Here is a 12,655-nt window from a genome sequence, read left to right on the forward strand (position 1 = left end):
TGCCCGCGACAGGCGGCAGCGGCAGGCCGAGCGGCACGCGGCCGGCATCGGCCTCGTCCGGCGACGCGCGGCGCACGATCAGCGGCCAGCCGCGTTCGGCCCACGCGCGCACGAGCGGATCGGCCGCGAGCGCGGGATCGCGCGCGAATGCCGCGCCCCACCCCGCCGCCGTCAGCGTGACGAGCGTGTGGCGGCGCAGCGGCATCTCAGCGTGCGGCACGCGCGAGTTCCTCGACGCGCCGCGCGACGTCGGCCGCCACCGGCCGGCCGCGCGCCGCGCGCCGGTCGATGCGGTCGACCGGCTTGCCGAGCCATTCGCCGACCTGCCCGTCGAGCGCGCGGGACGGATCGAGCACGGCATCGACGGCGCCCATCTTCACGAGATTGTCGAGCCCGGGCGCGAACACGGGCGTCGAGCGCGCCATCTCCTTCAGCACGTCGATCGGCAGCTTGGTCACGCGCGACATCGACGGCAGGTCCATCACCTCCGGCTCGGCGCCCGGCACCGCGAGCAGCGTGCGCGTCGCGAGCGCGGTCGCGATGAATGCGCCCGCAGCCGTGTGGCCGTACAGCACGCCGATCGTCCGATGCCCGGCGAGATCCGCGTGCATCAGGCACTTCGCGAGATGCGACAGCCCTTCGTTCAGGCCGAGCAGTTCGTCGCGCTTGCTCATCCGCTGGCTGTCGCTGTCGACGAGCACGAGGATCGGCGTGCCGCCGCCGCGCGCGATCGTATCGAGCACGCGCGACGCGAGCGTCAGCGCCTCGTCGATGCCGAACGGCAAACGGTCGGCGACGCCGATCACGTCGACGCGCGTGCCGGCCAGTTCTGCGTGGCCCGTCAGCAGGCCGCCGGTGCGCACGATCGAATGGCCTTTCGGAAACAGCGAGATCAGGACTTCATCGAGCGTCATGCTGCCTCCCGCCGGGCAGCCCCAAGGAGGGAGCCGTGCATGGGACCGGAGTAAGCGCTGAAGCGCCAGCTCCGGTCGACAGCGAACGAAGTGCGCGTGGGGGTCGTTTCATTTCGGCTCCTGTAACTGGTCGGCGAGTTTCGCGAACGCCCCGTCGGGCATCCCGGGAATCGCTTCGGGCGTGTCTGCGCCGAGCGCACGCCATACGTCGAGCGCATCCTTGCATGCACCGAACCGTTCGACACGCGCTTCGAGGCGCGCCTGTTCCTCATGCAGCATCGCCGCATCGAACTTCGGCGCGCAGCCGATCAAGTCGAGCGCCGCCGCGCGGAACGCGTCCGGCGTATCGGCGACATAGCGGTCCGCACCGCCGATCAGCCGCCGGTGCTTGCCGCCCATCGTGCGCCAGATCAGCGCGCGGTCCTTCGCGTCGAATTCGTCGACGCCGCGATTGGTCTCGATCACTTCGGGGCCCGATACGCTGATGCGCCCCTGCTCCGACACCGCGAGCGCCGAACAGCACGCGGCGAGCAACCCGCCGCCGCCGTAGCAGCCCGCGCGCCCGCCGATCAACCCGATCACCGGCACGCCGGCCGCGCGCGCATCGACGAGCGCACGCATGATCTCGGCGATCGCCAGCTCGCCCGCGTTCGCTTCCTGCAGCCGCACGCCGCCCGTATCGAACAGGATCAGCACCGGCTTGCCGACTTCGCGCGCGGCGCGCAGCAAGCCGGTGAGCTTCGCGCCGTGCACTTCGCCGAACGCACCGCCCATGAAACGGCCTTCCTGCGCGGCGATAAACACCGGCCGGCCGTCGAGCCGGCCGTGGCCGACCACCATCCCGTCGTCGAACTGCTGCGGCAGGTCGAACAGCGGCAGGTGCGGGCTCGTCACGCGTTCGGCCGGCCCGAGGAATTCGCTGAAACTGCCCGCGTCGAGCAGCCCGTCGATGCGCTGCCGCGCCGACGCTTCGTACCAGCTCGCGCGGTTCGCGACGAACGCGGGCGCGTCGTGGATCACGTCGGTCATCATGCGTCTCCCTCGATCGCGCGCACGGCCTGCGCGAGCCGCAGCGACACCATGTCGGGCCGCGCGCCGCCGTCGTTGATCGACAGCTTCAGGCCGCCCGGCGTGCGCCGCTCGACGAAATCCGATACGACGGCCTGCCACACCGCGCCGAAGCCGACCGCCGCGGTGCGGATGTCGATCTCGCATTCGTTGCCCGGCAGCACGCGCTCGACGAGCACTTCGAGATTGCCGGACGCGACCACGCCGACGAGCGCCGCGGCCTGCTCGCCCTTCGCGCGCTCGCGCGCGGTGAAGCGATAGTTCAACTGTTCCATGCCCTCTTCCTCACCAGTTGCGGAACCGGGCCGGCGGCGCATAGAGCCCGCCCGACCAGTGCACGAGATCCTTGATCGAGCGCGCGGCGAGCCAGCGGCGGTCGGCGTCGAGCGGATCGATGCCGAGATCCTCCGGGCGGCGGATCACGCCGCGCTCGCGCAGCCGCTCGACCATCTTCCGGTCGCGGCCGCGGCCGATGTCCGTATAGCCGGCGACGCCGCGGATCGCGTGCTCGCGCTCGTCCTTGTCGCGGCACATCAGCAGGTTCGCGATCCCTTCCTCGGTGACGATGTGCGTGACGTCGTCGCCATAGACCATGATCGGCGCGAGATCGAGCTGCAGTTTGTCGGCGAGCTTCAGCGCATCGAGCTTCTCGACGAACATCGGCACGTTCTTGTCGCCGAACGTCTCGCCGATCTGCACGACGAGCTTGCGGCCGCGCCGCAGCGCCGCCGGCGTGTCGGGATCGGCTTGCGCGCCGGCCTTCAGCCACGGCTCGCTCGGATGGCGCCGCCCGCGCGCGTCGCTGCCCATGTTCGGCGCGCCGCCGAAGCCGGCGATCCGCTCGGCCGTGACCGTCGACGAATGGCCGGACAAATCGATCTGCAGCGTCGAGCCGATGAACATGTCGCACGCATAGAGGCCGGCCGTCTGGCAGAACGCGCGGTTCGAGCGCAGCGACCCGTCCGGGCCCGTGAACCACACGTCGGAACGCGCGCGAATGTAGTCGTCCATCCCGACCTCGGAGCCGAAGCAGTGGACCTGCTCGACCCAGCCCGATTCGATCGCCGGAATCAGCGTCGGGTGCGGATTGAGCGCCCAGTGCGTGCAGACCTTGCCCTTCAGCCCGAGCTTCTCGCCGTAGGTCGGCAGCAGCAGCTCGATCGCGGCGGTGTTGAAGCCGATCCCGTGGTTCAGGCGCTTGATGCCGTACGGCTCGTAGATGCCCTTGATCGCGAGCATCGCGGTGAGGATCTGCGTTTCGGTGATCGCGGCCGGATCGCGCGTGAACAGCGGCTCGACGTAGAACGGCCGGCCGGCCTCGACGACGAAATGCACGCGGTCGCCGGGGATGTCGACGCGCGGCACCTTGTCGACGATACGGTCGACCTGCGCGATCACGATGCCGTCCTTGAATGCGGTGGCCTCGACGACGGTCGGCGTGTCCTCGGTGTTCGGGCCCGTGTACAGGTTGCCGTCGCGGTCGGCGCTGACCGCGGCGATCAGCGCGACGTGCGGCGTGAGGTCGATGAAGTAGCGCGCGAACAGCTCGAGATAGGTGTGCACCGCGCCGAGCGCGATCTTGCCGCCGAACAGCAGCTTCGCGATCCGCTGTGACTGCGGGCCCGAATACGCGAAGTCGAGACGCTTCGCGATGCCACGCTCGAACACGTCGAGATGCTCGGGCAGCACGACGCCCGACTGCACCATGTGCAGGTCGTGCACCTTCGCGCTGTCGACGTCGGCGAGCGCCGTCGCGAGCAGGTCGGCCTGCTTCTGGTTGTCGCCTTCGAGGCACACGCGGTCACCCGGCCGCAGCACCGCTTCGAGCAACGCCACGGTGTCGCGCGCATCGACCCGCTTGCCTTGCGCGTAAACCGCGCCGGCCGCGAGGCGTGCATCGCGCGCCTGCCGCGCGTGATTCCATCCCGTCATGAACAGTTCTCCCGCTTCGATGGTTCAGCGGCATTCTAAGCCTGGCGCCGCCGCCGATTGATGATGTTGACGAATGCGACTCAGAGGACGCCGCGATGGATGCGGCCCGCGTGCGGGCAGCATCCATCGGCCTAGCCGCCGACCAGCGCGCGCGTCGTGAAGAACAGCACCGACGGGCCGAGCAGGCAGCCGACGCCCGTATGGAACGTCGCGACCAGCGCGCCGTACGGGACGAGCCGGCGGTCGGTCGCGGCGAGCCCCGCGCTCACGCCGCTGACGGTGCCCGCGAGGCCGCCGAAGATCATCGCGGAACGCGGCGTCTTCAGGCCCATGAAGTTGGCAGCGACCGGCGTGCCGACCATCACGATGATCGCCTTCACGAGCCCCGTCGCGATGCTGAGCGCGATCACGTCGGAGCTCGCACCGATCGCCGCGCCCGTGACGGGCCCGACGATGTACGTGACGGCGCCCGCGCCGATGGTCGTCATGCTGACCGCGTCGGTATAGCCGAACGCGCGCGCGATGCACGCGCCGACGATGAACGGCAGCACGGTGCCGAGCAGCAGCGACACGACGCCGACGAGCCCGGCCTTGCGCGCCTCGGTCGGCTGCACTTCGAACGCGGTCGCGACGATCGCGAAATCGCGCAGCATCGCGCCGCCCATCAGGCCGACGCCCGCGAACAGCGGCACGTCGGCGATCCCCTTCTCGCCGCCGGTGAACGCGCCGCCGACATACGCGAGCGCGAGACCGATCACGATCGCGATCGCGGAGCCGTGCACGCGGCCGAACGTGAGCTTGCGCGACGCGATCGACGACAGCCACATGATCAGGCCGACCAGCGCGAACGACGCGACGAGCCCGTTGTGGGCGACGACTTTTTCGAGCATCTGCAGCATGGCGGCCTCCGTTACTGTTCTTCGAATTGCGGCACGCCCGCGAAGGCCGTGTCGTCGCGCCCCATGCGCACGAGTACCGCGATGCAGCATGCGCAGATCGCGACCGCGCCGACGGCGGCCAGCAGCGCGACCGGGCCGCCCTTCAGCGCGGCGACGACGTTCTGGTTCGCGGCCATCGCGACGACGACCGGGATGTACATCGCGCCCCAGAAGCCGACGCCGGCCTCGGTCTCCTTCGGCAGCCAGCCGCGCCGGTGCAGCCACAGGCGCAGGCAGATCAGCAGCAGCATCGCGATGCCGACCCCGCCGACGTTGGTCTTCACGCCGATGGCCGTGCCCAGCAGGTCGCCGAGGAACAGTCCGGCCAGGTGGCAGAACGCCAGCAGCGCGGTTCCGTAGATGATCATGAGTCGTCTCCAGTCTCTTCGTGACGGGCGCCTGACGCGTGCGGGAGGCGGGCCCGCACGCCGATCCCGTGCGCGGACTTGTCTCCTGCGGCGGTGCGCCGCGGCCCGGCGGCCCGTCGTGCGGGCGCGTTCTCGGGCGGTCGATGGGATGATGCGGTTTCGGGCCGGACGCCGGATGCCGTAGACTGACCGATGCAGCCGCCGGCACGACGCGGACCACGCGTCCGGTTCGTCCCGTTACACGGGCCGCACCGGGGCGTGATCCGATACTAGCGCCGCAATATCCGGCCATTTATGAAGTTGTCGAAACCGATTCAGTGGATTTAGCAATGCGTCCGTTACCGCCCGAGCTGCTGCGCAGCTTCGTCGCCGTCGCCCAGTCCGGCAGCTTCACCGCCGCGTCCGAGCGCGTGAACCTGTCGCAGTCGACCGTCAGCCAGCACATCCGCCGCCTCGAGGAGCTGCTCGACCGGCCGCTGTTCGAGCGCGACACGCGCAACGTTCACCTGTCGCAGCACGGCGACGCGCTGTTCCGCTACGCGGTGCGCATCCTCGAACTGATGGACGAAGCCGTCACGTCGGTGTGCGGGCCGCCGCTGTCGGGCAAGGTGCGGCTTGCGATGTCGGAGGATTTCGCATCGACGCACCTGACGTCCGCGCTCGCGAGCTTCGTGCAGCGCAATCCGGAAGTCGAGCTCGCGATCTCGACCGGGCTGTCGGGCGATCTGTTCGACGCACTCGACGAAGGCAGGCACGATCTCGTGTTCGCGAAGCGCATCGCGGGCAGCCGACGCGGCCGCGTAATCCGCAGCGAGCCGCTGTACTGGTGCACCGGCCCCGATTCGCGGATCACCGGCCACGAGGCCGTGCTGCCGCTCGCATTGCATCCGGAGCCGAGCGTGTCGCGGCGCCGCGTGCTCGAAACGCTCGACGCGATCGGCCGGCCTTACCGGATCGCGGTGGTGAGCAGCAGCATCGCGGTACTGCGCGCGGCCGCAAGCGCGGGGCTCGGCGTCAGCGCGTTCGCCGGCTACGTGATCCCGGCCGGGCTCGCGCGGCTCGACGCGGGCCTGCCCGAACTCGGCGAACTCGAATACGTGATCGACCGGCCGGCGGCCGCGTCGCGCTCGACGCTCGCGCTCGAAGCCACGCTGATCGCGGCAGCGGCGGAGTTGTAGCGGCAACAGCAGCGACGGCGGGCGACACGCATGCGCGGCCGTGCCCGCAACTGACAGCTTTGCCCGGAACACGTCATCGTCCGCGCAGCACCCGCTCGCGACAATGGGACTCGTCGGAACGCACGGCAAGCCGCCGCGCGCATCCGGTGTCCCGTCCCCTTGATCGGAGCGCACCATGAACGTCTTGCGATTCGCCGTCGCGACCACAGCCGCCGCCCTGCTTTCCCCCGCCTTCGCCCAGACCGATGCCGCCGCGCCCGGACAGGGCCTGACACGCGCGGAAGTCATCGCCCAGTTGAAGCAAGCCTATCTCGACGGCGAACTGCCGACGAACGACGGCAACTATCCGCCGAGCGCCGCGACGCGCGCGCGCAACCGCGAACTCGTGCAGGCCGCGAGCCCCTCGTGGCTTGCCCAGACGCCGCAGGCACCGCAAACGGCAGCGCAGCAGTAGCCGAGCGCGCCCGACCGATACCCGGCTCTGCGACGCGGTCAGGGCAGAAAGCTGCGACGCCGCGCGTCGATCAGCTCGACGAGCAGCCGGTCGCGCTCGGCCGCCAGCTCCTGCATCGAATGCTCGCCCTGGATCGCGCGCAATTCGTCGGTCAGCTTGCGGTCGACGTCCGGATCGAACGAAGGCGTGCCGAGGTCGTCCCACCAGCTCGTGATCGGCCCCGACAGATGTTCGAGGAAGTGCGCGATCCCGCCCGCGCCGCCGCCGAGGTGATAGGTCAGGCACTGCCCCATCAGCCCCCAGCGCAAGCCGGGGCCCCATGCGACCGCCTTGTCCGCATCGGCCACGCTCACGACGCCTTCGCCGACGAGGCGATACACCTCGCGGAACAGCGCGGCCGCGAGCCGGTTCGCGACGTGGCCGGTCATCTCCTTGTTGAGGACGATCGTCTGTTTGCCGAGCGCATCGTAGAAATCCTTCACGCGCGCGATCACGTCCTGGCCGGTCGCATCGCCGCCGACCAGCTCGACGAGCGGAATCAGGTGCGGCGGGTTGAACGGATGCGCGATCAGGCAGCGTTCCGGATGCTTTGCGCACGCGGTCTGGATGTCCGACATCTTCAGGCCCGACGAACTCGACGCGATCGGCACGTGCGCGGGCAGCACGGCGTCCATCTGCCGGTACAGCGCGCGCTTCAGGTCGAGCCGTTCCGGGCCGTTCTCCTGCACGAAGTCGACGCCGTCGAGCGCGCGCACGAGATCGGCGTCGAACGACAGCCGCGCGCAAAGTTCGGCGGCCCGGTCGCCGAGAAACGCGGCCAGCGCGTCGCGCAGCCGCGCGTCGGCTTGCGGCGCCGGATCGGTCGCGACGACGTCGAAGCCCTGCGTCAGATAGAAAGCGGCCCAGCTCGCGCCGATCACGCCGGCGCCGACGATCGCGATGCGTCGAATGTCCATGGTTGTCCCGTCTCGTTGGTCTGCTGATATCGCGGCGATTGTCGCATCGAATCGCACAGGCACGCGTTGACGCAAGTTGCAGATTCCCTCTTGAAATGCGCTGCAGCGGCCACTAATTACGCGTTGCCGGGCAGTGCTCCACGCAAACGCACTGCCCCCGTTTCGACCCAGTGGAGTCACCCGTCGCGCCCGCCGCAGGCGTCGCGCCGTCGCGTCTCCCGCGTTCACTGTTCCGGAGGACCATCATGAGCGGTATCCATAACGGCCAGGACCTGTTCGACGAATTCGCCCGCGTGCAGCGGCAGGTGGCGAACCTGTTCGGCGAGCTCCCGTCCGGCATCCGTGCGGTGCGCCCGGGCGCATTTCCCGCGCTCAACGTCGGCGCCACCGACGATGCGATCGAGATCGTCGCGTTCGCGCCCGGCATGGCCGCGGCCGATTTCGACGTGTCGATCGACAAGGACCTGCTGACGATCAGCGGCGAGCGCAAACCGGCGCCGCGCGGCGAAAGCGACGACGTGCGCACGTATGCGCAGGAGCGCTTTCACGGCACGTTCCGCCGCGTCGTCGAGCTGCCGCAGAATGCGGACGCCGACAACGTCAGCGCGCGTTACGAAAACGGCTGCCTGCTGATTCGCGTCGGCCGGCGCGAAGCATCGAAGCCGCGTGCGATCACCGTTCAGTAATCTTCAGGATACCGACATGAACACGAACCCGACCCTGGCCGAACGCCACACCGCCACTGCCCACCCGGCTGCCGCGGAAGCCGCGCGACGGCCCGCGATCACGCCGGCCGTCGACATCGTCGAGAACAATCTCGGCGTCACGCTGCGGGCCGACCTGCCCGGCGTGCCGCGCGAGAACCTCGACGTGAAGGTGCACGACAACACGCTGACGATCGAAGCCGACACGCACATCGACACGCCGGCCGACCTGCGCGTGCGGCATGCCGAAGTCCGCGCGCGGCGCTATGCGCGTACGTTCGTGCTGAGCCCCGATCTCGACACGTCGAGGATCGACGCGAACCTGCGCGACGGCGTGCTGACGCTGACGATTCCGCGCCGCGAAGAAACGCGCCCGCGCCGCATCGACGTGACGGCAAGCAACGCGTAAGCGTCGGCGCGCCGACGCGCGACATGTTGCGACACGCATGAAAAAGCCCCGCCGGGCGCGATACCCGGCGGGGCCTTTTTGCAACCGGCGACGCGTGCGCGCGCGCCGTATGCGGATTCAATCGAAATCGAACAGGTCGAACATCGATTTGCGGCGGCGCTGGCCGTCGTGCCGGTGACGATCGTCGTGCGAGCGGCCGTCGCGCCCCCAGCCATCGCGATCGCGCGACGCGTGGGTGTGGGCGTGGGCGTCGCGCGAAGCAGGCGGATCGTCGCGCCGCGCCGGCGCATCGCCGCCCTCGCGTGCGATCAGCTTGTCGAGTTCGCCGCGATCGAGCCACACGCCGCGGCACGTCGGACAGTAGTCGATCTCGATCGACTGGCGCTCGGCCATCAGCAGGTCGGGCGTCTTGCAGACAGGACATTTCATCGCGTTTCTCCTTTCCGTGCGAATTCCAGACGAATTCCGTATCAAGGCGCGCGAGCCGGCCGTTGCGGCAGCCTGCATCCCGCGCGCCGGCTCAGTGGCCTTCCACCCGTGCCGCGCGCTTCGCCTTCGCGCGCCGCGCCAGCATGTTCATGCCTTCGACGAAAGCCGAGAACGCCATCGCCGCGTAGATGTAACCCTTCGGCACGTGCGAACCGAAGCCTTCGGCGATCAGCGTCATGCCGATCACGACCAGGAACGACAGCGCAAGCATCACGATGGTCGGGTTGCGGTCGATGAAGCGTGCAAGCGGCTGCGCAGCGAACAGCATCACGGACACGGCGACGATCACCGCGACGAACATGATCGGGACGTGCTCGGTCATGCCGATCGCGGTCACGATGCTGTCGATCGAGAACACGATGTCGAGCATCACGATCTGGCCGATCGCGGCCCACATCGTCAGGCCGGCCGCGCCGCCGGAACCGCCGTCGCCGTCACCGTCGTGCGACACGTGGTGATGGATCTCGGTGGTCGCCTTCCACACGAGGAACAGGCCGCCCGACAGCAGGATCATGTCGCGCCACGAGAACGCGTGGTCGAAGAGCGTGAACACGGGTTCGGTGAGGCTCGCGATCCACGCGACGCTGCCGAGCAGCGCGAGGCGCATCACCAGCGCGAGCGCGATGCCGAGGCGCTGCGTGCGGGCACGCTGCGCTTCGGGCAGCTTGTTGCTGAGGATCGAGATGAAGATCAGGTTGTCGATGCCGAGCACGACTTCCATCACGACGAGCGTCAGGAGCGCGGCCCAGACGGCGGGATCGACGGCAAGCGTCAGCAGGTAGTCCATGAAATGGGCCGATACGAAAGTGGAAAGCCCGATGATATTCCGACCCAGGCTTCGAAAAAATCAGAGAGAATCTGATTTTAAGTTCGGTTTTTCCGAAGTTTCGATCCGATGCTCAATTTCCGACATCTGTACTATTTCTGGGTCGTCGTGAAGGAAGGCGGCTTCGCGCGCGCGGCCGGGCGGCTCGACATGGCCGTGCAGACGATCAGCGCGCAGGTGCGCGAACTCGAAAAATCGCTCGGGCACCAGTTGCTGCGGCCAGCCGGGCGCGGCGTCGCGATGACCGACGCGGGCCAGGCCGCGTATGCGCGCGCGGAGGTCATTTTCGAGATGGGGCGCCTGATTCCGGACGAAGTGCGCGCGGCGGCCAGCCAGCCGACGGTGCGGCTCGCGGTCGGCCTCGCGGACGGCATCTCCAAGCTCGCCGCGCATGCGATCCTCGCGCCCGTGCTCGACACGCCCACGCTGCGGCTGCTGTGCCACGAGGGCGAGCACGATGCGCTGCTCGCGGAACTCGCGCTGCATCATCTCGATCTCGTGCTGGCCGGCCAGGGCGCGCCGTCCGGTTCGAACCTGCGCGTGACGAGCGAGCGGCTCGTCGCGTCGCCGGTCGACTGGTATGGCCCCGCGGCACTCGTCACGCCGGCCGCGCGGCAACGCTTTCCGCAATGCCTGGCCGACCTGCCCGTGCTGCTGCCGACCGCGCATTCGGCGCTGCGCGCGCGCCTCGACCTGTGGCTGGAAGGCGAACGGATCGTGCCGCGCGTGGCCGGGGAATTCGAGGACAGCGCGCTGATGGCCGTGTTCGCGGCGCGCGGCCTCGGCGTGTTCCCGCTGAGCGAGCTCGGCGCGAACGACGCGTCGCTGCTGCGCGGCCTCAGGCGGCTCGGGCGCGCGGGCGGCGTGACCGAGGAGATCCACGCGATCCGTTCGCGGCGCGGCGAACATCATCCGCTGACGTCGCGATTGCTGGCTTCCGCGCGGCCGTCGCCGGCCGGCTAGCGCCGGTTCGCGATCGTTCTCGCCGGTAACGGTTCGCCGAAACTGTCATGGGCGGAAACAGCTCCGGAAGCGAACGCGACATCAAACGAAACTATAATGACGCCCCGGCCATCCGAGATTGCCACGCGCCCATTGCCGGCCCCGCCCTTGCGCGACGGCCGCCATCCGGTTGCCGCGCGACGCGCGCAACCCCGCGCGGCATCTCGCCGAGCCTTCTGAAAGACGCCATGCACAACCGATTTCGCCTGTTTTCCGTTTCGTGCGCGCTCGCGGCCGCGACCGTGCTGGCGGCGTGCTCGTCGCCGCCCAAGCCGATCTACCAGCAGGAACAGTTCGACGCGACGACCAGCCCGTATGCGCATACGTTCCACTCGAAATCCGACGCGGCCTGCGAGGCCGCGCGGCGCGCGCTGTTGAGCCAGGGTTATGTGGTGTCGTCGTCGCGCAACGACGCGGTCGACGGCAGCAAGAATTTCCAGCCGAACAACGACATGCACGTCGTGATCGAGTTTCACGTGGTGTGCGCGGACGCGACCGCGGACGGCTCGTCGAGCATTGCGTACGTGAACGCAGTGCAGGACCGCTACACGCTGAAGAAGTCGAATACGTCGGCCAGCGTCGGCCTCAGCGTGTTCGGCTCGCTGTCGCTGCCGATCGGGTCGAGCGACGATGCGCTCGTCAAGACCGCGAGCGAGACGATTCCCGCCGGCGTGTTCTACGAGCGCTTCTTCAATCTTGTCGACCATTTCCTGAAGATCGACCCGGCCCGCCGCGACCGCGCCACCGTGAAGGCCGCCGAGAAGGAAGCCGTCACGCCGCTGCCCGAACCCGCGCCGACGCCGCAGGGCGAACCGCTGAAGATGACGACGCCGGTCGTGCCGACGCCGCCCGCGGCGCCGGTGCCGCTTTCGGTGCCGGGTGTCGCGCCGGGGTCGGGCGCGAACGCCGTGCCGGCCGCGGCGTCGACCGTTGTCGCGCCGGCGGCGATGCGCGCGGCCGCGCCAGTGGCGGCGTCCGGTTCGGCGGCAGTATCGGCGCCTGCTCCGGCTTCGGCTCCCGCACCGGTTTCCGCGCCTGCACCTGCTTCCGGCACGGCGTCGCCGCCTGCCGGTGCGGCATCGACGCCCGCCGTTTCGGCACCGGCCGCCGCAACGCAGGCATCGGCCGTCGTGCCGGCGCCTGCGTCCGCCACGTCCGCACCCGCATCGGCATCCACGCCGTCGAGCGTCTCGACTGCGCCGGCGAACAAAACGCCCGCCCCCGCCGCTGCGAACCCCGTCGCGTCATCCGCGCCGTCCGGCGCGAGCGCACCGGCTGCGCACTGACCGGCCGTCCTGACCGGCCCTCCGTATCGTCGCGCCCGGCCGCATCCAGCGCAGCGCGACGATACGCATCCCCTTCATCCCCCAGGAATTTCCGCGCGCCCGGCTGCCTGCCGGCCGCGTTTTCGCCATTG

15 protein-coding genes and 1 pseudogene are annotated in these 12,655 nt (G+C 69.4%); 6 read left to right on the forward strand and 10 right to left on the reverse strand.

Features of this window, described 5'->3' with window-relative positions:
* The 7 genes and pseudogenes from ACPUER_RS23280 to madL all read right to left on the reverse strand — a co-directional run.
* Window positions 1–220 (reverse strand): annotated as a pseudogene (locus tag ACPUER_RS23280) (malonate decarboxylase holo-[acyl-carrier-protein] synthase); the annotation flags it as partial.
* On the reverse strand, window positions 207–914 hold the full coding sequence (mdcE, locus tag ACPUER_RS23285) for a biotin-independent malonate decarboxylase subunit gamma (protein ID WP_425132231.1): 708 nt from the start codon (window positions 912–914) through the stop codon (window positions 207–209). The pseudogene ACPUER_RS23280 and the gene mdcE, both read right to left, overlap by 14 nt.
* Before the next feature lie 108 nt (window positions 915–1,022).
* A complete protein-coding gene (locus tag ACPUER_RS23290; protein WP_425132232.1) occupies window positions 1,023–1,946 on the reverse strand; it encodes a biotin-independent malonate decarboxylase subunit beta in 924 nt (307 codons plus the stop codon).
* Window positions 1,943–2,257, reverse strand: a complete 315-nt coding sequence (gene mdcC, locus ACPUER_RS23295; RefSeq protein WP_006485317.1) for a malonate decarboxylase acyl carrier protein — start codon at window positions 2,255–2,257, stop codon at window positions 1,943–1,945. Before mdcC ends, ACPUER_RS23290 begins: the two co-directional genes overlap by 4 nt.
* A gap of 10 nt (window positions 2,258–2,267) precedes the next feature.
* A complete protein-coding gene (gene mdcA / locus ACPUER_RS23300) occupies window positions 2,268–3,914 on the reverse strand; it encodes a malonate decarboxylase subunit alpha (protein WP_425132233.1) in 1,647 nt (548 codons plus the stop codon).
* A gap of 131 nt (window positions 3,915–4,045) precedes the next feature.
* Window positions 4,046–4,813 carry a malonate transporter subunit MadM gene (gene madM / locus ACPUER_RS23305; protein WP_096472941.1) on the reverse strand — a complete coding sequence of 256 codons (768 nt, stop codon included), beginning with the start codon at window positions 4,811–4,813 and terminating at the stop codon, window positions 4,046–4,048.
* Between the two features lie 11 nt (window positions 4,814–4,824).
* Entirely contained in the window at window positions 4,825–5,220 is a 396-nt protein-coding gene (madL, locus tag ACPUER_RS23310; protein WP_034183253.1) for a malonate transporter subunit MadL, read from the reverse strand.
* Between the two features lie 329 nt (window positions 5,221–5,549).
* On the opposite strand from madL, the gene ACPUER_RS23315 reads away from it, so the two are divergent.
* Both ACPUER_RS23315 and ACPUER_RS23320 read left to right on the forward strand, forming a co-directional pair.
* Window positions 5,550–6,398 (forward strand): LysR substrate-binding domain-containing protein, encoded by an 849-nt coding sequence (locus ACPUER_RS23315; protein WP_072435890.1) that lies wholly within the window; start codon window positions 5,550–5,552, stop codon window positions 6,396–6,398.
* A 175-nt stretch (window positions 6,399–6,573) separates the two neighbouring features.
* The gene (locus ACPUER_RS23320; protein WP_425132234.1) at window positions 6,574–6,852 is read left to right on the forward strand and encodes a DUF4148 domain-containing protein; all 279 of its coding nucleotides are present in this window, start codon (window positions 6,574–6,576) and stop codon (window positions 6,850–6,852) included.
* Between the two features lie 38 nt (window positions 6,853–6,890).
* Here the strand turns inward: ACPUER_RS23320 and ACPUER_RS23325 are convergent, their stop codons facing one another.
* The gene (locus ACPUER_RS23325) at window positions 6,891–7,808 is read right to left on the reverse strand and encodes a 3-hydroxyacyl-CoA dehydrogenase NAD-binding domain-containing protein (protein WP_425132235.1); all 918 of its coding nucleotides are present in this window, start codon (window positions 7,806–7,808) and stop codon (window positions 6,891–6,893) included.
* A gap of 245 nt (window positions 7,809–8,053) precedes the next feature.
* On the opposite strand from ACPUER_RS23325, the gene ACPUER_RS23330 reads away from it, so the two are divergent.
* Both ACPUER_RS23330 and ACPUER_RS23335 read left to right on the forward strand, forming a co-directional pair.
* Window positions 8,054–8,494: an Hsp20/alpha crystallin family protein gene (locus ACPUER_RS23330; RefSeq protein WP_175962406.1), complete on the forward strand. Its 441-nt coding sequence runs from the start codon at window positions 8,054–8,056 to the stop codon at window positions 8,492–8,494.
* Window positions 8,495–8,510: 16 nt separating this feature from the next.
* The gene (locus ACPUER_RS23335) at window positions 8,511–8,921 is read left to right on the forward strand and encodes an Hsp20/alpha crystallin family protein (protein ID WP_425132236.1); all 411 of its coding nucleotides are present in this window, start codon (window positions 8,511–8,513) and stop codon (window positions 8,919–8,921) included.
* A 117-nt stretch (window positions 8,922–9,038) separates the two neighbouring features.
* Here ACPUER_RS23335 and ACPUER_RS23340 read toward each other — a convergent pair whose 3' ends face one another.
* A complete protein-coding gene (locus ACPUER_RS23340; RefSeq protein ID WP_425132237.1) occupies window positions 9,039–9,350 on the reverse strand; it encodes a zf-TFIIB domain-containing protein in 312 nt (103 codons plus the stop codon).
* A gap of 91 nt (window positions 9,351–9,441) precedes the next feature.
* On the reverse strand, window positions 9,442–10,197 hold the full coding sequence (locus ACPUER_RS23345; RefSeq protein WP_425132238.1) for a TerC family protein: 756 nt from the start codon (window positions 10,195–10,197) through the stop codon (window positions 9,442–9,444).
* 108 nt (window positions 10,198–10,305) lie between these two features.
* Here ACPUER_RS23345 and ACPUER_RS23350 point away from each other — a divergent pair, with 108 nt between their 5' ends.
* Window positions 10,306–11,199 (forward strand): LysR family transcriptional regulator, encoded by an 894-nt coding sequence (locus ACPUER_RS23350; RefSeq protein ID WP_175962403.1) that lies wholly within the window; start codon window positions 10,306–10,308, stop codon window positions 11,197–11,199.
* 227 nt (window positions 11,200–11,426) lie between these two features.
* On the forward strand, window positions 11,427–12,524 hold the full coding sequence (locus ACPUER_RS23355; protein WP_425132239.1) for a DUF2242 domain-containing protein: 1,098 nt from the start codon (window positions 11,427–11,429) through the stop codon (window positions 12,522–12,524).
* Window positions 12,525–12,655 lie beyond the last annotated feature (131 nt).

Origin of the sequence: Burkholderia sp. DN3021 (genome assembly GCF_049805555.1) — a bacterium.
GTDB lineage: Bacteria > Pseudomonadota > Gammaproteobacteria > Burkholderiales > Burkholderiaceae > Burkholderia > Burkholderia pyrrocinia_C.